Source organism: Aliihoeflea aestuarii, assembly GCF_024105665.1.
Lineage (GTDB): Bacteria > Pseudomonadota > Alphaproteobacteria > Rhizobiales > Rhizobiaceae > Aliihoeflea > Aliihoeflea aestuarii.
In genome coordinates, this window is record NZ_JAAAMK010000002.1 from 34660 (window position 1) to 57746 (window position 23087).

At 61.3% G+C, this 23087-nt stretch carries 33 protein-coding genes and 1 tRNA gene; 27 read left to right on the forward strand and 7 right to left on the reverse strand.

The features are described 5' to 3' along the window. Positions 1-3 precede the first annotated feature (3 nt). From rpsS to rplQ, 22 genes are all read left to right on the forward strand, one after another. On the forward strand, positions 4-282 hold the full coding sequence (rpsS, locus tag GTW25_RS04355; protein WP_252910750.1) for a 30S ribosomal protein S19: 279 nt from the start codon (positions 4-6) through the stop codon (positions 280-282). Positions 283-284: 2 nt separating this feature from the next. Further along, on the forward strand, positions 285-671 hold the full coding sequence (gene rplV / locus GTW25_RS04360; RefSeq protein WP_252910751.1) for a 50S ribosomal protein L22: 387 nt from the start codon (positions 285-287) through the stop codon (positions 669-671). Continuing rightward, positions 671-1378, forward strand: a complete 708-nt coding sequence (rpsC, locus tag GTW25_RS04365) for a 30S ribosomal protein S3 (RefSeq protein WP_252910752.1) — start codon at positions 671-673, stop codon at positions 1376-1378. Before rplV ends, rpsC begins: the two co-directional genes overlap by 1 nt. 27 nt (positions 1379-1405) lie before the next feature. Next, positions 1406-1819, forward strand: a complete 414-nt coding sequence (gene rplP, locus GTW25_RS04370) for a 50S ribosomal protein L16 (protein WP_252910753.1) — start codon at positions 1406-1408, stop codon at positions 1817-1819. Positions 1820-1832: 13 nt separating this feature from the next. Beyond that, complete coding sequence (rpmC, locus tag GTW25_RS04375; protein ID WP_252910754.1) at positions 1833-2033, forward strand: 50S ribosomal protein L29; 201 nt, start codon at positions 1833-1835, stop codon at positions 2031-2033. A gap of 10 nt (positions 2034-2043) precedes the next feature. Beyond that, complete coding sequence (gene rpsQ, locus GTW25_RS04380) at positions 2044-2298, forward strand: 30S ribosomal protein S17 (protein WP_252910755.1); 255 nt, start codon at positions 2044-2046, stop codon at positions 2296-2298. Positions 2299-2368: 70 nt separating this feature from the next. Next, positions 2369-2737, forward strand: coding sequence for a 50S ribosomal protein L14 (rplN, locus tag GTW25_RS04385; RefSeq protein WP_024585433.1), 369 nt, complete (start codon positions 2369-2371; stop codon positions 2735-2737). An 11-nt stretch (positions 2738-2748) separates the two neighbouring features. Next, positions 2749-3060 carry a 50S ribosomal protein L24 gene (gene rplX / locus GTW25_RS04390; protein WP_252910756.1) on the forward strand — a complete coding sequence of 104 codons (312 nt, stop codon included), beginning with the start codon at positions 2749-2751 and terminating at the stop codon, positions 3058-3060. Beyond that, positions 3053-3610 (forward strand): 50S ribosomal protein L5, encoded by a 558-nt coding sequence (rplE, locus tag GTW25_RS04395; protein ID WP_252910757.1) that lies wholly within the window; start codon positions 3053-3055, stop codon positions 3608-3610. Before rplX ends, rplE begins: the two co-directional genes overlap by 8 nt. 26 nt (positions 3611-3636) lie before the next feature. Further along, a complete protein-coding gene (gene rpsN, locus GTW25_RS04400; RefSeq protein ID WP_252910758.1) occupies positions 3637-3942 on the forward strand; it encodes a 30S ribosomal protein S14 in 306 nt (101 codons plus the stop codon). A 14-nt stretch (positions 3943-3956) separates the two neighbouring features. Beyond that, entirely contained in the window at positions 3957-4355 is a 399-nt protein-coding gene (gene rpsH / locus GTW25_RS04405) for a 30S ribosomal protein S8 (RefSeq protein WP_252910759.1), read from the forward strand. 38 nt (positions 4356-4393) lie between these two features. After that, complete coding sequence (gene rplF / locus GTW25_RS04410) at positions 4394-4927, forward strand: 50S ribosomal protein L6 (RefSeq protein ID WP_252910760.1); 534 nt, start codon at positions 4394-4396, stop codon at positions 4925-4927. Positions 4928-5014: 87 nt separating this feature from the next. Further along, the gene (rplR, locus tag GTW25_RS04415) at positions 5015-5371 is read left to right on the forward strand and encodes a 50S ribosomal protein L18 (RefSeq protein ID WP_252910761.1); all 357 of its coding nucleotides are present in this window, start codon (positions 5015-5017) and stop codon (positions 5369-5371) included. Positions 5372-5444: 73 nt separating this feature from the next. Continuing rightward, positions 5445-6008: a 30S ribosomal protein S5 gene (gene rpsE / locus GTW25_RS04420; RefSeq protein WP_252910762.1), complete on the forward strand. Its 564-nt coding sequence runs from the start codon at positions 5445-5447 to the stop codon at positions 6006-6008. 25 nt (positions 6009-6033) lie between these two features. Continuing rightward, the gene (gene rpmD / locus GTW25_RS04425) at positions 6034-6228 is read left to right on the forward strand and encodes a 50S ribosomal protein L30 (protein ID WP_252910763.1); all 195 of its coding nucleotides are present in this window, start codon (positions 6034-6036) and stop codon (positions 6226-6228) included. A gap of 15 nt (positions 6229-6243) precedes the next feature. Continuing rightward, the gene (gene rplO / locus GTW25_RS04430) at positions 6244-6717 is read left to right on the forward strand and encodes a 50S ribosomal protein L15 (RefSeq protein ID WP_252910764.1); all 474 of its coding nucleotides are present in this window, start codon (positions 6244-6246) and stop codon (positions 6715-6717) included. Positions 6718-6886: 169 nt separating this feature from the next. Further along, positions 6887-8227, forward strand: a complete 1341-nt coding sequence (secY, locus tag GTW25_RS04435) for a preprotein translocase subunit SecY (RefSeq protein ID WP_252910765.1) — start codon at positions 6887-6889, stop codon at positions 8225-8227. After that, positions 8224-8811 carry an adenylate kinase gene (locus tag GTW25_RS04440; protein ID WP_252910766.1) on the forward strand — a complete coding sequence of 196 codons (588 nt, stop codon included), beginning with the start codon at positions 8224-8226 and terminating at the stop codon, positions 8809-8811. The genes secY and GTW25_RS04440 overlap by 4 nt, the downstream gene beginning before the upstream one ends. Before the next feature lie 184 nt (positions 8812-8995). Next, positions 8996-9364: a 30S ribosomal protein S13 gene (gene rpsM / locus GTW25_RS04445; RefSeq protein ID WP_252910767.1), complete on the forward strand. Its 369-nt coding sequence runs from the start codon at positions 8996-8998 to the stop codon at positions 9362-9364. A gap of 128 nt (positions 9365-9492) precedes the next feature. Further along, positions 9493-9882 (forward strand): 30S ribosomal protein S11, encoded by a 390-nt coding sequence (gene rpsK / locus GTW25_RS04450; protein ID WP_252910768.1) that lies wholly within the window; start codon positions 9493-9495, stop codon positions 9880-9882. Between the two features lie 103 nt (positions 9883-9985). Next, on the forward strand, positions 9986-10996 hold the full coding sequence (locus GTW25_RS04455; protein ID WP_252910769.1) for a DNA-directed RNA polymerase subunit alpha: 1011 nt from the start codon (positions 9986-9988) through the stop codon (positions 10994-10996). 38 nt (positions 10997-11034) lie between these two features. Continuing rightward, the gene (gene rplQ / locus GTW25_RS04460) at positions 11035-11463 is read left to right on the forward strand and encodes a 50S ribosomal protein L17 (RefSeq protein WP_252910770.1); all 429 of its coding nucleotides are present in this window, start codon (positions 11035-11037) and stop codon (positions 11461-11463) included. A 57-nt stretch (positions 11464-11520) separates the two neighbouring features. Here rplQ and GTW25_RS04465 read toward each other — a convergent pair whose 3' ends face one another. The 3 genes from GTW25_RS04465 to map all read right to left on the reverse strand — a co-directional run bounded on the left by GTW25_RS04465 (position 11521) and on the right by map (position 13580). Then, the gene (locus GTW25_RS04465; protein WP_252910771.1) at positions 11521-11871 is read right to left on the reverse strand and encodes a DMT family protein; all 351 of its coding nucleotides are present in this window, start codon (positions 11869-11871) and stop codon (positions 11521-11523) included. A 73-nt stretch (positions 11872-11944) separates the two neighbouring features. Further along, positions 11945-12745, reverse strand: coding sequence for a RadC family protein (radC, locus tag GTW25_RS04470; RefSeq protein WP_252911396.1), 801 nt, complete (start codon positions 12743-12745; stop codon positions 11945-11947). A 10-nt stretch (positions 12746-12755) separates the two neighbouring features. Further along, on the reverse strand, positions 12756-13580 hold the full coding sequence (gene map, locus GTW25_RS04475) for a type I methionyl aminopeptidase (protein WP_252910772.1): 825 nt from the start codon (positions 13578-13580) through the stop codon (positions 12756-12758). A 149-nt stretch (positions 13581-13729) separates the two neighbouring features. On the opposite strand from map, the gene GTW25_RS04480 reads away from it, so the two are divergent. After that, the gene (locus GTW25_RS04480) at positions 13730-13849 is read left to right on the forward strand and encodes a helix-turn-helix domain-containing protein (protein WP_252910773.1); all 120 of its coding nucleotides are present in this window, start codon (positions 13730-13732) and stop codon (positions 13847-13849) included. Positions 13850-13878: 29 nt separating this feature from the next. Here the strand turns inward: GTW25_RS04480 and GTW25_RS04485 are convergent, their stop codons facing one another. From GTW25_RS04485 to GTW25_RS04500, 4 genes are all read right to left on the reverse strand, one after another. After that, the gene (locus GTW25_RS04485) at positions 13879-14724 is read right to left on the reverse strand and encodes a hypothetical protein (protein ID WP_252910774.1); all 846 of its coding nucleotides are present in this window, start codon (positions 14722-14724) and stop codon (positions 13879-13881) included. Between the two features lie 133 nt (positions 14725-14857). After that, positions 14858-14932, reverse strand: a tRNA-Glu gene (locus tag GTW25_RS04490). A 127-nt stretch (positions 14933-15059) separates the two neighbouring features. Then, complete coding sequence (locus GTW25_RS04495) at positions 15060-16166, reverse strand: YcbK family protein (protein ID WP_252910775.1); 1107 nt, start codon at positions 16164-16166, stop codon at positions 15060-15062. A 219-nt stretch (positions 16167-16385) separates the two neighbouring features. Continuing rightward, the gene (locus GTW25_RS04500) at positions 16386-18209 is read right to left on the reverse strand and encodes a PHA/PHB synthase family protein (protein ID WP_252910776.1); all 1824 of its coding nucleotides are present in this window, start codon (positions 18207-18209) and stop codon (positions 16386-16388) included. Between the two features lie 98 nt (positions 18210-18307). Here GTW25_RS04500 and GTW25_RS04505 point away from each other — a divergent pair, with 98 nt between their 5' ends. The 4 genes from GTW25_RS04505 (at position 18308) to recJ (ending at position 23084) form a co-directional block, all read left to right on the forward strand. Then, positions 18308-18628 carry a hypothetical protein gene (locus tag GTW25_RS04505; protein WP_252910777.1) on the forward strand — a complete coding sequence of 107 codons (321 nt, stop codon included), beginning with the start codon at positions 18308-18310 and terminating at the stop codon, positions 18626-18628. A 73-nt stretch (positions 18629-18701) separates the two neighbouring features. Next, the gene (locus tag GTW25_RS04510; RefSeq protein ID WP_252910778.1) at positions 18702-19919 is read left to right on the forward strand and encodes an LL-diaminopimelate aminotransferase; all 1218 of its coding nucleotides are present in this window, start codon (positions 18702-18704) and stop codon (positions 19917-19919) included. Positions 19920-19951: 32 nt separating this feature from the next. Next, positions 19952-21265: a homoserine dehydrogenase gene (locus GTW25_RS04515; protein WP_252910779.1), complete on the forward strand. Its 1314-nt coding sequence runs from the start codon at positions 19952-19954 to the stop codon at positions 21263-21265. Positions 21266-21284: 19 nt separating this feature from the next. Further along, positions 21285-23084: a single-stranded-DNA-specific exonuclease RecJ gene (gene recJ, locus GTW25_RS04520; protein ID WP_372493080.1), complete on the forward strand. Its 1800-nt coding sequence runs from the start codon at positions 21285-21287 to the stop codon at positions 23082-23084. The last annotated feature ends 3 nt before the right edge of the window (positions 23085-23087 follow it).

Here is a 23087-nt window from a genome sequence, read left to right on the forward strand (position 1 = left end):
AACGTGACCCGTTCAGTTTGGAAAGGCCCGTTCGTCGACGGTTATCTGCTCAAGAAGGCAGATAAGGTTCGCGAAGGCGGTCGCAACGAGGTGATCAAGATGTGGAGCCGTCGCTCCACCATCCTGCCGCAGTTTGTCGGCCTCACCTTCGGTGTTTACAACGGTCAAAAGCATATCCCGGTCAACGTGACCGAGGAAATGGTCGGCCAGAAATTCGGTGAGTTTTCGCCCACCCGTACCTATTACGGCCACGGCGCGGACAAGAAGGCAAAGAGGAAGTAACGATGGGCAAGGCCAAGGCTCCGCGCAGGCTTGCTGACAACGAGGCACGCGCCGTTCTGCGTACCATTCGCGTCAGCCCTCAGAAGCTCAATCTCGTTGCCGCCTTGATCCGCGGCAAGAAGGTGGGCACTGCGCTGAACGAACTCGAGTTCTCGCGCAAGCGCATCGCGGAAACCGTCAGGAAGACGCTTCAGTCCGCGATTGCGAACGCCGAGAACAATCACGACCTCGACGTCGATGCTCTGGTGGTGGCCGAGGCCTATGTCGGCAAGTCCATCGTCATGAAGCGTTTCCACGCTCGTGGCCGCGGTCGTGCCTCGCGCATCGAGAAGCCGTTCTCGCACCTGACGATCGTCGTGCGCGAAGTTGAAGAAGTGGAGGCCGCATAATGGGTCAGAAAATCAATCCGGTTGGCTTCCGTCTCGGCATCAACCGCACCTGGGATTCGCGTTGGTACGCGAATACCGGCGAGTACGGCAAGCTGCTCCACGAAGACCTCAAGATCCGCTCCTATCTGGAGAAGGAATTGAAGCAGGCTGCGGTCTCCAAGATCGTGATCGAGCGTCCGCACAAGAAGTGCCGCGTGACAATCCATGCGGCCCGTCCGGGTCTGATCATCGGCAAGAAGGGCGCCGACATCGAGAAGCTTCGCAAGAAGCTGACCGAGATGACGAAGTCCGAGACGCACCTCAACATCGTCGAGGTTCGCAAGCCCGAGATTGACGCCAAGCTGGTCGCGCAGTCGATCGCGCAGCAGCTTGAGCGCCGCGTCGCGTTCCGCCGCGCCATGAAGCGTGCCGTTCAGTCGGCGATGCGTCTGGGCGCCGAGGGCATCCGTATCAACTGCTCGGGTCGTCTGGGCGGTGCGGAAATCGCGCGCATGGAATGGTACCGTGAAGGCCGCGTGCCGCTGCATACGCTGCGCGCCGACGTCGATTACGGCACGGCCGAAGCGCAGACCGCCTATGGGATCTGCGGCGTCAAGGTCTGGGTGTTCAAGGGCGAGATCCTGGAGCATGACCCGATGGCTTCGGAACGCCGCGCCATCGAGGGCGATTCGCAAGGTGGCTCCGGTCGCCGTCGCGAAAACGCCTGAATGGCAAGATAGTTTTGGAGAATTAGAATGCTGCAGCCAAAGCGCACGAAGTTCCGCAAGCAGTTCAAGGGCCGTATCCACGGTACCGCGAAGGGCGGAACGGACTTGAATTTCGGCGGGTTCGGTCTGAAGGCGCTTGAGCCGAACCGGGTCACCGCCCGTGAGATCGAAGCTGCCCGCCGTGCCATCACGCGTCAGATGAAGCGTCAGGGCCGTGTCTGGATCCGTGTGTTCCCGGATGTGCCGGTGACCTCGAAGCCGACCGAAGTCCGCATGGGTAAGGGCAAGGGTTCGGTCGATTACTGGGCGTGCCGGGTCAAGCCGGGCCGCGTCATGTTCGAGATCGACGGCGTCTCGGAAGACATCGCCCGCGAGGCTCTGCGCCTCGGCGCGGCGAAGCTTTCGGTGCGCACGCGCTTTATCCAGCGTATCGCAGAATAGGAAAGGGCTGATCATGAAGGCCGCTGATGTTCGGGCGAAGACGCTCGATGAGCTCAATGACGATCTGGCCAGCCTGAAGAAGGAGCAGTTCAACCTGCGCTTCCAGAAGGCGACCGGCCAGATCGAGAAAACCGCACGCGTGAAGGAAGTCCGCAGGGACATCGCGCGTATCAAGACGATCGCGGCCGAGAAGGCTGCCGGCAAGAAGGCTTGAGGACAAGAATATGCCAAAGCGCATCATGCAGGGCACGGTCGTCTCCGACAAGAACGACAAGACGGTCGTGGTCAAGATCGAGCGTCGCTTCACCCATCCGGTGATGAAGAAGACCGTTCGCCAGACCAAGCGGTACAAGGCGCATGACGAGAACAACACTGCCAAGGTGGGTGATTTCGTCTTCATTCAGGAGTCGGCGCCGATCTCCAAGGACAAGAAGTGGGTCGTGATCGAAAATCAGACCCAGGCAGCTACGGCTGAATAAGAACAAAACTTGCTAATGCCGGAGAGGGCGTATATGTGCCGCTCTCCGTATAATCAGAAGGCGGCCAGTCATGATTCAGATGCAAACAAACCTCGACGTGGCGGATAATTCCGGCGCACGTCGTGTCATGTGCATCAAGGTGCTGGGCGGCTCGAAGCGGAAATACGCTTCCGTGGGCGACATCATCGTCGTCTCGGTCAAGGAAGCCATTCCGCGCGGCCGCGTTAAGAAGGGTGATGTGATGAAGGCGGTCGTGGTTCGCACGGCCAAGGACATCCGTCGTCCAGACGGCAGCGTGATCCGTTTCGACAAGAACGCAGCCGTTCTCGTCGACAACAAGAAAGAGCCGGTGGGCACGCGTATCTTCGGTCCCGTTCCGCGCGAATTGCGCGCGAAGAACCACATGAAGATCATCTCGCTTGCACCGGAAGTGCTTTAAGGGGCCGGGAAATGCAGAAGATTCGTAAAGGCGACAAGGTCGTCATCCTGGCCGGCAAGGACAAGGGCCGTACAGGTGAAGTCGTGCAGGTGATGCCGAAGGAAGACAAGGCTGTCGTCCGCGGCATCAACATGATCGCGCGCCACCAGAAGCAGTCCGCTTCGCAGGAAGGCGGGATCATCCGCAAGGAAGCCCCCCTCCATCTGTCGAACATCGCGATCGCCGACCCCAAGGACTCAAAGCCGACCCGCGTCGGTTTCGAGTTCCGCGACGGCAAGAAGGTCCGCATCGCCAAGCGCTCCGGAGAAGTGATCAATGGCTGACGCCAAGTATGAGCCGCGGCTCAAAAAGCTCTACAACGAGACGATCCGCAAGGCGCTCCAGGAAGAGTTCAACTACGCCAACGAGATGATGATCCCCCGTCTCGACAAGGTGGTCATCAACATGGGCGTCGGCGAAGCGACGGGCGACTCCAAGAAGCCCGCCGTTGCCGCCGAGGATCTCGCGCTGATCGCCGGTCAGAAGCCGGTCATCACGCGTGCCCGCAACTCGATCGCCGGCTTCAAGGTGCGCGAGGACATGCCGATCGGTACGAAGGTCACCCTTCGCCAGGACCGCATGTTCGACTTCGTCGACCGTCTGGTGACGATCGCACTTCCGCGCGTTCGCGACTTTCGGGGCTTGAACCCGAAGAGCTTCGACGGCCGTGGCAACTTCGCCATGGGCATCAAGGAGCACATCGTGTTCCCCGAGATCAATTACGACAAGGTCGACCAGATCTGGGGAATGGACATCATCGTTTGTACGACTGCCGCAACGGATGACGAGGCACGGGCATTGCTCAAGGCCTTCAACTTCCCGTTCCGCCAGTAACGGCAGCGAATAAAGGACAATCTGAAATGGCAAAGACCAGCTCAGTCGAGAAGAACCAGAAGCGCGCCAAGCTTGTGAAGCGTTATGCCAACAAGCGTGCCGAGCTGAAGGCGACGATCATGGATCAGAAGCTTCCGATGGACGAGCGTTTTCGTGCGCAGCTTGAACTCGCGGCACTCCCGCGCAACTCGTCGAAGACCCGCGTTCGCAATCGTTGCGAAGTCACCGGCCGTCCGCGCGCCTACTATCGCAAGCTCAAGATGAGCCGTATTGCGCTGCGCGAACTCGGCAACAACGGCCTGATCCCCGGCCTCGTCAAGTCCAGCTGGTAAGGAGGATTTGTTTCATGTCCATGAGTGATCCTCTCGGCGATATGCTGACCCGCATCCGCAACGCCTACGGCCGCAAGAAGACCAAGGTCTCGACGCCCGCCTCGCGCCTGCGCGCCCGCGTTCTCGACGTCCTGAAGTCGGAAGGCTACATCCGCGACTACAGCCAGGTCGACTACGACAACGGCAAGTCGGAAATCGAGATCGAGCTGAAGTACTACGAAGGCCAGCCGGTGATCCGCGAAATCGCGCGCGTTTCCAAGCCGGGCCGTCGTGTGTACGTCTCCGTCAAATCCATCCCGCATGTCGCGAACGGACTCGGCATTGCCATTCTCTCCACGCCGAAGGGCGTCATGGCGGACCACCAGGCCCGTGAAGAGAATGTCGGCGGCGAGATTCTCTGCCAGATCTTCTGATCGGCGTTCGAAACGAAATAGAAGACGAGGACAACGAAATGTCTCGTATTGGCAAGAAGCCGCTCTCGCTCCCGCAGGGCGTGACCGCGTCGGTCGACGGTCGTACCGTCACCGCCAAAGGTCCGAAAGGCGAACTGAAGTTCGTCGTCAACGACGAAGTGCTGATCAAGATGGAAGAAGGCCAGATTTCGGTCTCTCCCAAGGATGAATCCAAGGACGCGCGTTCCAAGTGGGGAATGTCGCGCACCCAGATCGAGAACATCCTGAACGGCGTGTCCAAGGGTTTCGAGCGTCGCCTCGAAATCACGGGCGTTGGTTACCGTGCCGCTCTGCAGGGAAAGAACCTGCAGCTCGCGCTCGGTTTCAGCCATGACGTCGTCTACCAGACGCCGGAAGGCATCACGATCCAGGTGCCCAAGCCGACCGAGATCGTCGTGTCGGGCATTGACAAGCAGCAGGTCGGTCAGGTAGCAGCCGAAATCCGTGAATACAGGCCGCCGGAGCCCTACAAGGGCAAGGGTGTCCGCTATGCCAACGAGCGCATCGTGCGCAAGGAAGGCAAGAAGAAGTAAGAACGTAACGCCACGGGGTGCGGTCGCGGGAGGCATGTCAGCCTACCGCATATGGCCGGCCCCGTTTTCCAAGGCAGGGATATTATCATGGCAAATAATTCGGCAGCGCGCCGTGCTTTTCGCGTTCGCAAGCAGATCAAGAAGGTCGCTGGTGACCGTCCGCGTCTTTCGGTTCACCGCACCTCGAAGAACATCTACGTTCAGGTGATCGACGACACCAACGGCAACACCATTGCCTCGGCTTCGACGCTCGAGAAGGATCTCAAGGGTTCGCTCAAGACCGGCGCCGACTCCGCCGCTGCTGCCGCCGTCGGCAAGCTGGTAGCCGAGCGTGCCGTCAAGGCCGGCGTCAAGGAAGTCGTCTTCGACCGTGGACGTTTCCTCTACCACGGCCGCGTCAAGGCTCTGGCCGAGGCAGCCCGAGAAGGCGGCCTGAACTTCTAAACCGGGGCAGGGCGGGTTTCCCGCCCTCGTCCTTTTTGCAACCCGTGCTTCCGGAAAAGAATAAGGACAGGATATGGCACAGGATCGTAGGGAAGGTGGTCGCGGACGCGATCGCGAAGAGCGCGACGACGGCTTCGTCGACAAGCTCGTACACATCAACCGCGTCGCCAAGGTGGTGAAGGGTGGTCGTCGCTTCGGCTTCGCCGCGCTCGTCGTCGTCGGCGACCAGAAGGGCCGCGTCGGCTTCGGACACGGCAAGGCACGCGAAGTGCCGGAGGCCATCCGCAAGGCGACCGAGAGTGCCAAGCGCGAGATGATCTTCGTGCCGCTGCGCGACGGTCGCACGCTCCACCACGACGTCCATGGCCGCCATGGCGCCGGCAAGGTTCTGCTGCGCACCGCCAAGGCCGGTACGGGCATCATCGCGGGTGGCCCGATGCGCGCCGTCTTCGAGACGCTCGGCATGCATGACGTCGTCGCCAAGTCGATGGGTTCCTCGAATCCGTACAACATGGTTCGCGCCACGTTCGACGCCCTGAAGCACCAGCTTCACCCGAAGGACGTCGCCGCTCAGCGTGGCATCAAGTATTCGACGCTCCAGGCACGCCGCGGCGCTGCCGTGTCGTCCGACGAATAGTCGGGTGTAGGGAAGGATTGGTTCTATGGCCAAGAAGGCAAAGACGCTGACCGTCGAACAGATCGGCAGCCCCATTCGCCGTCCGGACGCCCAGCGCGCAACGCTCGTCGGACTCGGTTTGAACAAGATGCATCGTCGCCGCACGCTGGAGGATACTCCTTCGGTTCGCGGCATGATCGCCAAAGTGCAGCATCTCGTCCGCCTCGTGGACGAGGCGTAAGCAGGAGCGACCAAAATGAAACTCAACGAACTTCATGATGTCGATGGTGCGACCCATTCGCGCAAGCGCGTCGGTCGCGGTATCGGCTCCGGCAAGGGCAAGACCGGCGGCCGTGGCGTGAAGGGCCAGAGCTCGCGTTCGGGCGTCGCCATCAACGGCTTCGAGGGCGGCCAGATGCCGATCTATCGTCGCCTGCCCAAGCGCGGCTTCAAGGTGCCGTTTGCCAAGGAATTCAACGAGATTTCCGTCGGCAAGGTGCAGGAAGCGATCGATTCGGGTCGTCTCGACGCCAAGCAAGCCGTCACGATCGACGCATTGGTGAATGCGGGCCTCGTCCGCCGCGCCAAGGACGGCGTGCGCCTTCTTGGCAATGGCGAGATCAAGTCGAAAGTGTCCTTCGACGTTGCAGGCGCTTCCAAGTCGGCTGTCGAAAAGGTCGAGAAGGCCGGCGGCTCCGTCAAGGTGCCTGAAAAGGTCGCTGCGGAGTAATCCACGGCGACATGCGTTGATTGAAGCGGCGGCCTTGTGCCGCCGCTTGCATATTGTCGGGCGTGGCCTTATGTCGTGCCTTCCACGGCTTGAACCGACGGACAGTGCGTGACAGGTTTTCCGCGCGCCGGCTTTTCCTCGGCTGATCCGCCTGCGTTCGGAGAGACTTATGGCATCTGCAGCAGAACAACTTGCCGCAAATCTGAATTTCGCGGCCTTCTCGAAGGCCGAAGACCTCAAAAAGCGAATCTGGTTCACGCTCGGCGCTCTGCTCGTCTACCGGCTCGGCACCTACATCCCGATGCCTGGCATCAACCCGGATGCCTTCGCTCAGGCCTTCCAGCAGCAGTCCGGCGGCGTCCTCGGCATGTTCAACATGTTCGCGGGCGGCGCGGTCGAGCGCATGGCGATCTTCGCGCTCGGCATCATGCCCTACATTTCCGCCTCCATCATCATGCAGCTCATGACGGCCGTGGTGCCGACGCTCGAGCAGTTGAAGAAGGAAGGCGAGCAGGGCCGCAAGATCATCAATCAGTACACCCGCTACGGCACCGTGCTTCTGGCGACGGTTCAGGCTTACGGCATCGCCGTCGGTCTCGAGGGCGGCGCGAACATCGTGACTGATCCGGGCTGGTTCTTCCGCATTTCCGCCGTCATCACTTTGGTCGGTGGCACGATGTTTCTGATGTGGCTCGGCGAGCAGATCACCGCGCGCGGTCTCGGCAACGGGATCTCGCTGATCATCTTCGCCGGCATCGTCGCCGGTATGCCGTCTGCGATCTCCGGCACACTGGAACTCGGCCGCACCGGCGCGCTGTCGACGACCCTGATCCTGGCGATCCTTGTCCTGGCCGTTATCTTGATCGGTGTGATCGTCTTCTTTGAGCGTGCACAGCGCCGGCTTCTGATCCAGTATCCGAAGCGCCAGGTCGGCAACCGCATGTTCCAGGGCGACACGTCTCACCTGCCGCTGAAGCTGAACACGGCCGGCGTCATTCCGGCGATCTTCGCCTCGTCGCTGCTGCTTCTGCCGGCCACCGCCGCCGGCTTCTCCGACACGACGAACCTGCCGGCATGGGCGAATTCGGTTCTGGCCGCTCTCGGCCACGGCCAGCCGCTCTATATGGTGCTTTACGCCGCTCTTATCGGGTTCTTTGCCTTTTTCTACACGGCGATCGTTTTCAATCCTAAGGACACCGCCGACCAGTTGAAGAAGCATTCGGGCTTCATTCCGGGCTACCGTCCCGGCGAGCGCACGGCCGAGTATATCGACTATGTGCTGACTCGCATAACGACGGTGGGTGCGGCTTATCTGATCGTGGTCTGCCTTGTGCCGGAATTCCTGATCTCGGCCACTGGCGTGCCGTTCTATCTTGGCGGAACGTCGCTGCTGATCGTCGTCAGCGTCACGCTCGACACGGTCGCGCAGATGCAGGGGCACCTTATTGCCCATCAGTATGAAGGGTTGATCAAGAAGTCGAAGCTGCGTGGTGGTAAGAGGGGACGATGAGACTAATTTTGCTTGGCCCGCCGGGAGCGGGGAAGGGGACGCAGGCACAAAGGCTGGTCGAGAAACACGGCATTCCGCAGCTTTCCACGGGGGATATGCTGCGCTCGGCTGTGGCGAATGGCACCGAGATCGGTCGCCGCGCGAAGGCGATCATGGATGCGGGCCAGCTCGTTTCCGACGACGTCGTCAACCAGATCGTGTCCGACCGGATCGATGAGCCGGATTGCCGCAAGGGTTTCATACTCGATGGCTTTCCGCGCACCGTCGCGCAGGCCGAGGCTCTCTCGGCGATGCTGGGCGCAAAGGGTCAGAAGCTCGACGCGGTCATCGAACTCAAGGTCGACGAATCGGCCTTGATCGAGCGCATGAAGAAGCGGGTCGCCGATACGATTGCGGCCGGCGGCACCGTGCGCGCCGATGACAATGCCGATTCGTTCGCCAAACGACTCGAAGAGTATCGCCAGAAGACGGCGCCGCTATCCGCGCATTACAAGCAGACGGGCGAACTGGTGACGATCGACGGCATGCAGGACATGGACGCCGTCACCCACGAGATCGAGGACATCCTCGCAAAAGCGGACTGATGGCGTGCGGGGTTGACCCGCGTGCCGACTTGCCCTATAGCGGCGCGTCTTCCCAATTCGTGAACGGGGCGCGCCGCTTTCGGGCATGCGCCCCTCATGGTGCAGGAAACCTCGCATGGGCCGGCCTCCACCGGACGCGGGATAACAAGAACCGTCGGGTATCCGACATTAGATGGAGACGAAGATGGCCCGTATAGCTGGCGTCAATATTCCGACCAACAAGCGCGTGATCATCGCGCTTCAGTACATTCACGGTATCGGTGCGAAGTTCGCGTCCGAGATCGTTGAGAAGGTCGGCATCCCGCTCGACCGCCGCGTCAACCAGTTGACCGACGCCGAAGTGCTGCAAATCCGCGAGGCGATCGACCGCGACTATCAGGTCGAGGGTGATCTGCGCCGCGAAGTTTCGATGAACATCAAGCGCCTGATGGACCTTGGCTGCTACCGTGGCCTGCGCCACCGTCGTTCGCTGCCGGTTCGCGGCCAGCGCACGCACACCAACGCCCGCACCCGCAAGGGTCCGGCGAAGGCGATTGCCGGTAAGAAGAAGTAAGAATTGAAGGGGAATAGGGAAATAGGGAAATAGGGAAACGCAATTTCCCCTTTCCCTCGCTCCCTGCTTCCCTTCCTGGTGGAGCCGCTGGAATTACGGCGGCGACGAGATCATTTGAAAGGAATATCATGGCCAAGGAAGCCGGACGCATTCGCCGCCGCGAACGCAAGAACATCTCGACGGGCATCGCGCACGTCAACTCGACCTTCAACAACACCATGATCACCATCACCGACGCACAGGGCAACGCGATTGCCTGGTCTTCTGCCGGTGCTCAGGGCTTCAAGGGTTCGCGCAAGTCGACCCCGTTCGCCGCTCAGGTCGCCGCCGAAGATTGCGCCAAGAAGGCGCAAGAGCACGGCATGCGCACCCTCGAAGTCGAGGTTTGCGGTCCCGGTTCCGGCCGTGAGTCGGCACTTCGCGCGCTTCAGGCCGCGGGCTTCATGATCACGTCGATCCGCGACGTGACGCCGATCCCGCACAATGGCTGCCGCCCGCGCAAGAAGCGTCGCGTCTAACAGTTCACACATTGCATGAGCGCCGGATGTCCGGCGCTCCTCTGCGATTTCCAGTATTGCCTGGCACGATTGGATGGTGTCGGGGAAACGGAAGGAAAATCGAATGATCCAGAAAAACTGGCAGGAACTCATCAAGCCGAACAAGGTCGAGTTCAAGTCCAAGGGCCGTACCAATACGACGCTCGTCGCCGAGCCGCTCGAGCGTGGCTTCGGCCTGACGCTCGGCAACGCGCTTCGCCGCGTGCTTTTGTCGTCGCTTCGCGGCGCAGCCGTTACGGCTGTGCAGATCGACGGCGTCCTGCACGAGTTCTCGTCGATCCCGGGCGTTCGCGAGGACGTGACGGACATCGTGCTCAACATCAAGGAAATCGCCATCCGCATGGAAGGCGAAGGTCCCAAGCGCATGGTCGTGCGCAAGCAGGGTCCGGGTGTTGTCGTTGCCGGCGACATTCAGACCGTCGGCGATGTCGAGATCCTGAACCCCGATCATGTGATCTGCACGCTCGACGAGGGCGCGGAAATCCGCATGGAGTTCACGGTCGACGCCGGCAAGGGCTATGTCCCGGCCGAGCGCAACCGCGCCGAAGACGCGCCGATCGGCCTCATCCCGGTCGATTCGCTCTATTCGCCGGTCCGCAAGGTTTCCTATAAGGTCGAGAACACCCGCGAGGGCCAGGTTCTCGACTATGACAAGCTGACCATGCAGATCGAGACCGACGGTTCGATTTCCGGTGAAGATGCGGTGGCTTTCGCCGCCCGTATCCTTCAGGACCAGCTCGGCCTCTTCGTCAATTTCGAAGAGCCGCAGAAGGAAGTCGCTTCGGAGCAGGTCACCGAGTTGGCATTCAACCCGGCGCTCTTGAAGAAGGTCGACGAACTGGAGCTTTCGGTCCGTTCGGCGAACTGCCTGAAGAACGACAACATCGTCTATATCGGCGACCTGATCCAGAAGACGGAGGCGGAAATGCTCCGCACGCCCAATTTCGGACGCAAGTCGTTGAACGAGATCAAGGAAGTTCTCGCCTCGATGGGTCTCCATCTGGGCATGGACGTGGCCGACTGGCCGCCGGAGAACATCGACGACCTCGCCAAGCGCTACGAAGATCAGTATTGAGGCTTGATGCCTCGCATCAAATGTGAAGGAGCAAGCTCATGCGCCACGGAAATTCCGGCCGTAAGCTGAACCGTACCGCCAGCCACCGCAAGGCGATGTTCGCCAACATGGCCGCATCCCTTATCGAGCACGAGCAGATCGTGACGACCCTGCCGAAGGCGAAGGAACTTCGCCCGATCGTGGAAAAGCTCGTCACGCTCGGCAAGCGCGGTGACCTGCACGCCCGTCGTCAGGTCATCTCGTCGACCCGTTCGGAAGCCGCTGCCAAGCGTCTGTTCGACGACATCGCGCCGCGTTATGCAGACCGTCACGGCGGCTATCTGCGCATCATGAAGGCCGGTTTCCGCCACGGCGACAACGCGCCGATGGCTGTCATCGAGTTCGTCGAGCGCGACGTCGATGCAAAGGGCGCTGCCGACCGCGCCCGCGTCGAAGCCGAGCAGGCCAATGAGAGCGAAGCCGCATAAAGCGATTTCAGCTTTCGAAGAGTTTGAAAAGGGCGCCGCAAGGCGCCCTTTTCGCGTTCAGCCGATTGGCCCCTTGAAAATAAAGAATGCCCCCGCGCAGATAAGCGTAAAGCCGACAACGTGGTTCACGGTGATGCTCTCGCCTAGATAGAAGACCGAAAACACGGCGAAGACCGTGAGTGTCAGCACTTCCTGAATGGTCTTGAGTTCGGCGGCGGAGTAGACGCCGTGGCCGATGCGGTTGGCGGGAACCGCAAAGCAATATTCGAGAAAAGCGATGAGCCAGCTTATGCCGATCACCACGAGCAACGGCGCGGTCGGATATTTGAGGTGACCGTACCAGGCGAACGTCATGAACACGTTCGAGACGGCCAAAAGCAGGATCGGCAGAAGATAGGGCAGGGACATGGTCGCGATTCCACGGTGATGATCGAATCGCTTTATCGCCAACATGCTGGTGGACACCAGCGATTTCGGCGGGTCAGAACAGGCGCAGGCTCTTCATGCTCACATGGCCGCTCTTGCCGATGATGATGTGATCATGCACGGAGATCCCGAGCGGCTTGGCGGCATCAGCGATCGTTTTGGTCATCTCGATATCCGCGCGAGAGGGCGTCGGGTCGCCTGATGGATGGTTGTGCACGAGGATCAGCGCGCTCGCGGAGAGCTCCAGCGCGCGCTTCACCACCTCGCGCGGATAGACCGGCGTATGATCGATCGTGCCGCGTTGCTGCACCTCATCGGCGATCAGCGCGTTCTTCTTGTCGAGGAAGAGCAGGCGGAATTGCTCCTTCGTCTCGAATGCCATCGCCGCGCGGCAGTAATCGAGTACCTGGTTCCATGAGCCGAGAATTTCGCGCTTGCCAACCTCGCCGCGCGCCAGACGACTGCCCGCAGCGGCAACAATTTTGAGGTCGAGCGCGGTCGAAGCGCCGACGCCCTTGACTTCCGCCAGCAATGTCGGATCGGCACCGAGAACTTCGGCGAAGGAGCCGAAGCGGGCCAGAAGCGCCTTTGCGATACCCTTGGTATCGGCGCGTGGAATGGAGCGGAACAGGATCAACTCGAGAAGTTCGTAATCGGCAAGCGCCGAAGCACCACCTTCGGCAAATCGCACGCGCAAGCGATCCCGATGGCCGTGATAATGCGGCTTGTCCGGAGCCGGGCCGGATGCGGTCTTCGATTGCCTGACGAGTGGCGGGATCGGCGTCGGATCGGCGGTGAGCGTGAACGGCCGCTCTGCGAAAAAACCACGCTCGTCGTCCGCCTCGCCCTCGTTCATCGGCAGGCCGTCAGGCAAGGCCGGGGCGGTCGAGACCGCCGGGTGACAGCGAGAAGATTTCGCATCCGTCCTTGGTCACACCCACCGTGTGCTCATATTGCGCCGAAAGCGAACGGTCTCGCGTCACCGCAGTCCAGCCGTCCGAAAGCACCTTCACATGCGGGCGTCCCAAATTGATCATCGGCTCAATGGTGAAGATCATGCCCTCACGCATTTCGACGCCTTCGTTCGGGCTGCCATAGTGCAGGATGTTCGGCGCGTCGTGGAACAGGCGCCCGACGCCGTGGCCGCAGAAATCCCGAACCACCGAACAGCGCTCGGCTTCGGCGAAAGACTGAATCGCCGCCCCGATCGCCCCGGTGCGTGCACCCGGCCGCACGGCGGCAATGCCCCGCGTCAGGCATTCATGCGTGACTTCGAGAAGACGCTCCGCCGCGCGCTTGATCTGGCCGACAGGATACATCCGGCTCGAATCGCCATGCCAGCCGTCGAGGATGTAGGTAACGTCGATATTGACGATGTCACCCTCGCGCAGGGGCTTGGCGTCGGGAATGCCGTGGCAGACGACGTGATTGATCGATGTGCACGAGGACTTCGTGTAGCCGCGATAGTTGAGCGTGGCGGGCAGGGCGCCATGGTCCATGCCAAACTCGAAGACGAAACGGTCGATCGATTCCGTCGTCGTGCCCGGCTTCACGAGGCCCGCCAGCGCGTCGAGGCAGCGTGCCGTCAGTTGGCATGCCTTGCGCATGCCTTCGAACGCGTCTTCGTTATAGAGCCGGATCTGGCCGGTATTGCGCGAAGGGGCCGCCTCCGCATCTAGATAGGTGACCATTATATCCTGCCGGTCGCAACGGAACTGATTGAAAACAGATTTGGCACCAAGCGCGCTCGCATTCAACCCCGGAAGCGACCGCATGTAAGAGGGAAGGCATCGCGAAGGCGCGGGCTGACGGTAAATATAAGGGTCAAAAGGCAACGGCTATGGCGAAGGCAGATGATGTTGTGCGCCTTAAAGCCGAGGGGCAGGCTGCCGAGCAGATCGCGACGATCTTGGATATAAGCCGCGCGAGTGTATTTCGAGCATTAAAAGCTCAGGCTTAGCTTCCGAAGGTATGCTTGAAGGATCGCGCTCAACCCATACCAAATGTGCCGATCACTAGCGGGCCGACCCGTCCGAGCTCGACATCGATATCAATACCATTTAGCGTTCGTCGCGCAGTTGGTTCGCCATATCGAATTGGCTCGGCCGTCCAATACACTCTGAATTCAGACGTGAAATCAGCTAGGCCGATTGAGACAGAGCCGCCCACCGCTCCTCTTCCCTCACCCGCCATCTCAGCCACTATTCTCTTCGGCAGTCTCGCGGCGGTGTTATCGATGCGAAGTTGCGCATATCGAGACATAAAACGCTTTATTTCATCCTCGCCGCCTATAATCACGCCAGGAAATGATGCTGATGTCGAAACGTCAGTAATTCGTATCGTTACCTCACTTCCATCGAACTCATCCGAAATGTGACGTATCTGCATTTCGTTCGAGGCGGGACACTTTCCAAAAATGACGAAATCACACAAGCCCCGATCTTTAAGGTTATTCGTGACCTCCCTTATGTTTTCAACATAGCGCTTCAGTATACGCCCCAAAAGAGACGCCAGATCGTCCAAGCTCGGAGGGGTCGAGGCCGATCCCGTGAGTTGACCACACGCAAGAGACATCGTTGCGATGGCCTGAGAAGCTGCTGAAACGTTCCCGGCGAACGCAAGTCCCAGTGTTCCCTTGTAAAACAGCGGACCAAACGTCGCCAGTTCAGTTAGATTGCGCGGCGCCATGCGGCAACTGATCGGGAGCGGGTAAACTTTCGCTCCCGCGTCGGTCGTTATTGCAACACCGCTACCAGAACGGTCTGGTCTGGAGATGCGAGTATCAGCGGCCACCCAGACGCCTTCTGTGTCGTGCCAGACTGCTGCGATCGTCATAGTAGCGTCCTCGTTGCTAAACTGCTTGTACACGCTTTCGCGTGCGAGGACGTGGGGGAAAAGTGGGTGGAAGAGCAAACCGAGAATGCTCGATTACTCGATCATTCAACACGTTAAAGAGGGTAAAGAATGTTGGTACGCCCAAGGGGAATCGAACCCCTGTCTGCGCCGTGAAAGGGCGCTGTCCTAACCGCTAGACGATGGGCGCGTTCCAACGACGCGGTTTATAGTAAGCTTCCGCGAAGCACACAAGCCGCCCAAGGCCGTTTTTCCGATTTTTCTGATGCATCGAGACTTACGCAACGTCGGCGGAAAACAGCATTCCAGGAGCAATCCTAGCCTCGCCTGCGGCAACGCCAGTTCCAGTCGCGCTCGGGGCCTGTATCCACATGAATGGATTCGGTATGGCAGTAGGTGCCGACTCCGCCGCGCCGGGGCATCGCGCGCACGAACTCGGCCACTTTCATCTTGTGGACACCTGGAACGTGAATGTCGGCCGCCGCGCAGGCCATGTGCTGAGAGGCACGCGCGCCGCGAACGCGCCGATTGTGCTCGGGGCTGCGATATCCGGAGGTGACGATCACCTTCTGGCCGAAGCGATTCTCGATCGCTCGCAAAATGGCGACGAGTTCGGGGCGGAAGCATCCGACCTCGACCTTGTCGTGCTGTTTCAACAGACCGTTCGGCGCCAGACGGGCGAGGCCCGGCGCATAGGCGACCTGATAAAGCCCGCCGCCTTCGAGCATGTCGATGTCGCTGTCGTCGTCGATGCCGTTGCGCCGGCTGATCTCGAACAGGCCGGCATTGTCTCGAACGCCGGGGAGAGCATCATTGCCGAAGGACGCGGTGTCGATCATCGAGGGGCGGCTGGTCGCCGCCGCTGCGAGCGCGGGTTGGCTGTCTTCCAGATCGACGACCGGGCGCGGGGCCGTTTCATTTTGTTGGGCAGCAGCAGCAAGAGGCGCGGAAGCGCCCGTCGATTGTTGCGGCGAAAAGAATGCCGACAGGAAGCCTCGCTTGGCCGGCTCCGGCTCTGTTTGCTGCGCGGCGGTTTCCACAGTCTCCGGCACGGCAGGCGAAGGCTCTCGCGCCTGCAACTGCGTCTGATCGCTCTCTGCTGGCTCAGCCGGCACCGTCTCGGCAACTGCTTCTGGCTCTACGGGAGCCGCCGCCGGCGCATCTGCCGTGTCGGCGTCAGCCTCGATGGCGGCACTCTGCGGCGGGGAAACCGCGTCGCTTTCTTCGGAAGCATTGTCCTGCACCGCTTCGGCGACTTCCACAGAAGCTTCGCCAGGAACGCCGGTCGCGCCATATTGCGGGGAGAACCCGAACAACGTTCCGTCGGTATCCGACGTCGCCGAGCAGGAAGCAAGCAAGGTGGCGGTCAGCGCTGCAAGCATGAGACGACCGAAGGCAATCGGGCGCGTGGCGTTTGCAGACAAGGCTTGTCCCCTCGAATGTGCTCCGGACGAGCAAGGCGCTCGCATCCCACGAACGCAGGTTTCTTGACCTGACGACAGGTGACCTAGCGGAACTGGACCCAAAACACAACACAGGGTTCCGTTTCAGCCGACCAAGACGCCAAAGTGGCTGATTTTATCCGCGACGGACGGCAGTCTTGGCCGATCGGCGCGGAGTATTGGGTAATTCGCCCGATCTGTCTATACCCGCACTTTGACATAGTCTCCCGGTGCATCGGTAAGGACTTCGGTGGACTTGCCGACCTTGCGCGGCCTCACTGTTGCATCCTCGTGGGCACGTATCCAAGCGTCCCAGTGCGGCCACCATGAACCAGCCGTTTCCTCGGCCTTTTCGACCCAGGCATCGAAGTTTCCCTTCGGTGTGCCGCCCGTCCAGAACTGATACTTGCCCGCCGCTGGCGGGTTGACGACGCCCGCGATATGGCCCGAACCGGCCAGCACGTAGTCGACGGGACCACCGAAGAGCCCGCTGCCGGCGAAGACGGACTTTGCGGGCGCGATGTGATCTTCGCGGGTGGCCAGGTTGTAGATCGGGACCTTGATGTCCTTAAGCGCCACCTTCTTGCCGCCGAGCATCATTTTCCCGGCCGCCAGACTGTTCTCCAGATAGCAATTGCGCAGATAGTAGGAATGGTTCGCGGCGCTCATGCGCGTCGAATCGGAATTCCAGTAAAGCAGATCGAACGGCATCGGCGCCTTGCCGCGCATGTAGTTGTTGATGACATAGGGCCAGATCAGGTCGCCGGCCCGCAGCATGTTGAACGCGGTCGCCATCTTGGTGCCTTCCAGATAGCCGCGCGTTTCCATGGCGTGCTCGAGCGCGGTGATCTGGTCCTCGTCGACGAATACCTTGAGGTCGCCGGCATGAGTGAAGTCGACCTGCGTGGTGAACAATGTCGCCGAGGCGATGCGCTTTTCGCCCGATTTGGCGAACAAAGCGAGGGCGGCGGCAAGCAGCGTGCCGCCGACGCAATAGCCAACCGAATTGACTTGTTTTTCGCCCGTCGCCGTCTCGATCGTGTCGAGGGCGAAGCGGATGCCTTGATCTATATAGGCTTCCCAGCCCATGCGGGCGTGGCGCTCATCCGGATTGACCCAGGAGATGACGAAGACGCTGTGGCCCTGTTCGACTGCCCAGCGGATGAAGGATTTTTCCGGGTTGAGGTCGAGAATGTAGAACTTGTTGATCCATGGCGGGCAGATCAGGAGGGGGCGCTTCAGCACCTCCTTTGTAGCAGGCTCGTACTGGATGATCTCCGCCAATTCGCTGCGCGCGACCACCTTGCCCGGCGTCATGGCGATATTCTCGCCGATCTTGAAGCGGGAGGCGTCCGACTGGCGAAGTTTCAGGTCGCCCTTACCGGCCTGTATATCCTCCGCGAGCATTTTCAGGCCGCGCACCAGATTCGCGCCGTTGCTCGAAACGGTTTCGCGGAACAGCTCGGGATTGGTCAAAATAAAGTTGGAGGGCGAGATCGCCTGGCTGATCTGCCTGACGTAGAACTGCGCCTTGTGGCGGGTGTGTTCGTCGAGACCGTCGGCATGCTCGACGAGATCGTTGGCCCAGCGCGAGGTGACGAGATAGGTCTGGCGCAGGAAGTCGAAAAACGCGTTGCGCCCCCAATCGGGATCCTTGAAGCGCTTGTCGACCGGTTGCGGCACGTCGGGCGCATCCGGGTCGGCCACCTTCGTCAGTGATCGTGTCCACACCTCCATATAGCCCGAATAGAGCCGGGTCTGCGCTTCGAGCGCACGCGAAGGGTCCGAAAGCCAGTATTCCGTCAGCTTCGAAAAGGTCTTGACCATGTCGGCCATCGGCTCGGCGACGGTGTCGCGAACCTCGCCCTTCTCGCGCGGTGCCGACCATGCGGACGCCACTTTGCCCGCCTCTTCCATCATGTGAGAGATGTTGACCGCGAATTCTTCGGGGTTCTTCACCAGGTAGTCCTCGATGGCGGACGCCTCGGGCTGGACCTTTTCCTGCGATGTCTTGCGGCCGGCCATGATTTTTAAGCTTCCTCCCACAAGCATTTTCTTTACAGACTAGCACGACGGGATCGAACCGGTCCAATAAAGTGCTGACGAAACGCAGGAAGAAAACGATGGCTGGAACACGCTCTGCCGCCTTGGCGATACTGGTTGGTATCGGACTTGCAGGCGCGGGTTGCGCGGCACCGGTGAGCCAGGGCGCCTCCGCCTCGACGGCGTCCGCAGGATCTGGAGCCTATCCCAATCTCAATGTGCCCATGACCCCCGCAACGGCGCAACTGACGCCCGAGGAACGTGCGGCCACCGCCGAGGATTTGCGCGCGCGCCGTCAAGGTCCGACGCCGGCGGCGACGCCGGCATCGTCAGCCGATCAGCTTCGTCAGATCGGGGGCAGGCATTCGGCCGATGCGATCAGCCGCATCGAAGGCAACTGACGCCGCCATCCCTCGACCGTAACGCCAAACGGGTGTATAGCCGCCGTCGCCCTCCCGCTCCGGAACCGTTGCCATGGAAGAGTTTCACAAGGTCCGCCGCCTTCCGCCTTATGTGTTCGAACAGGTCAATCGCCTGAAAGCATCCGCGCGGGCGCAGGGCGCGGACATTATCGATCTGGGCATGGGAAATCCCGACCTGCCGACGCCGGCCGCGATCGTCGACAAGCTGGTCGACGTGGTGCGCGATCCGCGCACGCATCGTTATTCCTCCTCGCGCGGCATTCCGGGCCTTCGGCGCGCGCAGGCAAGCTACTATGCGCGCCGCTTCGGCGTGAAACTCAACGCCGATACGCAGATCGTCGCCACGCTCGGCTCCAAGGAAGGCTTCGCCAACATGGCGCAGGCGATCACCGCACCCGGCGACGTGATCCTGTGCCCGAACCCGACCTATCCGATCCATGCCTTCGGCTTCATCATGTCGGGCGGCGTCATCCGCTCGATGCAGGTCGAGCCGGACAACGGATTCATCCCCGCGCTGGAACGGGCGATCAAGCATTCGATCCCCAAGCCGCTCGCTTTGATCATGAACTATCCGTCGAATCCGACGGCGCATGTCGCCTCGCTCGATTTCTACAAGGATGTGGTGGCATTCGCGCGCAAGCACGATTTGATCATCCTGTCCGATCTGGCTTATGCCGAAATCTATTTCGACGGCACGCCGCCGCCCTCGATCCTTCAGGTCGAGGGCGCGATGGATATCGCGGTCGAGTTCACATCCATGTCGAAGACGTTTTCGATGCCGGGCTGGCGCATGGGCTTCGCGGTCGGCAACGAACGGCTGATATCGGCGCTGACGCGCGTCAAATCCTATCTCGACTATGGTGCGTTCACGCCTATTCAGGTCGCCGCCACGGCCGCGCTCAATGGCGACGGAGCCGAAATCGACGAGGTGCGCCGCGTCTATCACCGCCGCCGCGACGTGATGGTCGACGCATTCGGACGCGCCGGATGGACGATCCCCGCGCCGGCCGCGACGATGTTCGCCTGGGCGCCGATCCCCGAGCAGTACCGGGCGCTCGGTTCGCTGGAATTTTCCAAGCTTCTGGTCGAGAAGGCCGACGTTGCCGTGGCGCCGGGCATCGGTTTCGGCGAGCATGGCGACGATTATGTACGCCTTGCGCTGGTGGAAAACGAACATCGCATCCGGCAGGCGGCGCGCTCGATCAAGAAGTTTCTCGGCGCGGCCGCGCCGCTTCCGGACAATGTCGTGCCGATCGGTGCGCGGCGTTAGGATTTTCGAAGGCAATAAGGGGTTTCGAGGGCATGAGTGAAGCATTGCGTGTGGGAATAGCCGGTCTGGGAACCGTCGGCGCATCGGTCGTCCGGCTGGTCACGGAAAGGTCGGCGGAACTCACGCGCCAATGCGGCCGACCGATCGAGATCGTCGCGGTCGCCGCGCGCGATAAGGCACGCGATCGTGGCATCGCGCTCGAAGGATTTCAATGGTTCGACGATCCGGTCGAACTGGCGAAATCCGCCGACATCGACGTTTTCGTGGAACTGATCGGCGGCGATGAAGGCCCGTCCAGGCAGTCCGTGAAAGCAGCGCTCGAGGCAGGACGTCATGTCGTGACCGCCAATAAGGCGCTGCTTGCCAAACACGGCATCGCGCTTGCCGAAATAGCGGAAAAGCGCGGCGTGCTGCTCAATTACGAGGCGGCGGTCGCAGGCGGCATCCCGATCATCAAGACGATGCGCGAGGCGCTGGCCGGCAATACGGTCCTGCGCGTCTTCGGCATCCTCAACGGCACCTGCAACTATATTCTGACCCGCATGGAAGCGGAGGGCATCTCGTTCGAAGACTGTCTCGCGGACGCGCAGCGTCTTGGCTATGCGGAAGCCGATCCAACCTTCGACATCGAAGGCAACGACACGGCTCACAAGCTGTCGATCCTGACCAGCCTTGCCTTCGGCACGAAGATCGCGGCCGACGATATCTATCTGGAAGGCATTTCTAACATCACGCAGGCCGATATCCGTGCGGCGTCCGAACTCGGCTATCGGATCAAGCTCCTCGGCGTGGCGCAGAAGACCGATACCGGGATCGAGCAGCGCGTTCACCCGACCATGGTGCCGACCGCCTCCGTTATTGCGCAGGTTCATGGTGTAACGAACGCCGTCGCGATCGAGACGGACATTCTGGGCGAACTGCTTCTCTCGGGTCCCGGCGCTGGCGGCAACGCGACCGCCTCGGCCGTCATCGGCGACATCGCGGACATTGCCAAGAGCCGCCCCGGCTTCCAGCACGGCCCGGTCTTTGGGCGTCCGGCGAAGGAACTCGCACCTTGCAAGAAGGCGAAGATGCGCAGCCACGAAGGCGGCTATTTCATCCGCCTGACGGTTCATGACCGAACGGGCGTCTTCGCGGCGCTGGCACGGCGCATGGCGGACAACGACATCTCGCTGGAATCGATCGTCCAGCATTCCGACAGCGATACGCCGGCCGAGCAGAAGACCGTCATCCTCGTCACGCATGAGACGACGGAAGCGGCTGTGCGCAAGGCGATCGACGGCGTGACTAAAGACGGCCACCTCGTCGACATGCCGCAGGTCATCCGCATCGAGCGTGCCGGCTGATGCGGCTTTTGGCCCGCTGATGCCCGAGGGGCGGCATTTCCTTGACGTTCGAAAGTCGGCGCGCGGGCTTGCCTGGGAACATCGGCTCGATCCACGTCAGGAAAACATCGCACTCGCCATCGCGCAGACCCACGGCGTTGCCGATATCGTCTCGCGGGTTCTGGCCGCGCGGGGTGTCGGTCTCGACGAGACGCCGCGCTTTTTAGATCCGACGATCCGCGAGCTGATGCCTGATCCAGCGTCACTGACCGACATGGATAAGGCGGCGGAGCGCATCGCCGACGCCGTCGAGCGCCGCGAACCTGTCGCGATCTTCGGCGATTACGACGTCGACGGTGCGTGCTCGTCGGCGCTGATGAAGCGATATCTCGACCATTTCGGCGTCCACTCCGAGATCTATATTCCAGACCGGATATTCGAGGGTTACGGCCCTAATCCTGATGCGATGCGTGAACTCATCTCGCGCGGCGCGAACCTGATCGTGACTGTCGATTGCGGCACCAACAGCGTGGCCTCCATCGATGCGGCGAACGAAGCCGGGGCTTCTGTCGTCGTTCTCGATCACCATCAGGTCGGCGGCCCGCTTCCCGCCGCACATGCCGTCGTCAACCCGAACCGGGAGGACGATCTTTCCGGGCAGGGGCATTTGTGCGCGGCCGGCGTCGTCTTCCTCACGCTGGTGCGCGTGACAAGCATTCTGCGTAGCCGAGGCCGGGCGGATTTGCCCGATCTGCTCGCAATGCTCGACCTCGTCGCGCTGGCGACGGTCTGCGACGTGGTTCCGCTGATCGGCATCAACCGCGCCTTCGTGGTCAAGGGGCTGGTCGCCGCGCGCCGGCTCGGCAATCCCGGCATCGCGGCGCTGGCGAAGATTGCGCGGATCGGCGAACCCATCAACGTCTTCCATTTCGGCTTCATCATCGGCCCGCGCATCAATGCCGGCGGGCGCATCGGCGATGCGGCATTGGGCTCGAAACTGCTGGCCTGCGACGACCCCGTCGAGGCCGGAACCATTGCCGAGACGCTCGACCGGCTCAATCAGGAGCGGCAGGCGATGGAAGCGGCGATGCTTCTCGACGCCAAGGAACAGGCGGACGCCGAACTGGTGCGCGGCGACGGGCCTGCGGTTCTCGTCGCGGTCAGTGACAACTGGCATCCTGGCATCGTCGGGCTGCTTGCCTCGCGTCTCAAGGATCACGCACGCCGGCCGGCCTTCGCGATCTCATTCAACGCCAATGGCGTCGGCACCGGTTCGGGACGGTCTGTGTCGGGCTTCGATCTTGGACGCCTCGTTCGCGACGCGGTCGAAGCCGGCCTGCTCGTCAAGGGGGGTGGTCACGCCATGGCGGCTGGCATTACCGTGCGACGCGAAAATCTCGGCGCGCTTCGTACCTTTTTCGAGGAGCGGGCGGCAGAGCAGGTTAAAAATCTGCGCGACGGCGAGACGCTGAAGATCGATGCGGCGCTCTCTGCCGAAGGCGCACGCTTCGAACTTGTCGATGCGCTGGAGACCGCCGGTCCGTTCGGGGCGGGCCATTCGCAGCCGGTGTTGGTACTGCCGCGCCACCGGATTCTCGATGCGCGCGCCGTCGGCAACGGCCATCTGCGCGTCGATCTGGCATCAGAGATGGGCGGTCGCATTCAGGCGATGGCCTTCCGCGTTGCCGACAGCGACCTCGGCAACTTCCTTGCGACGGGGCGGGGCCAGACCGTGCATGTCGCTGGTTCCATCGGCTCGAACTATTGGAACGGCGCGCGCTCGGTCCAGTTTCGCATCATCGACGCGGCGAGAGCGGAGTCCGCTTCGAAGCGGATATAACGA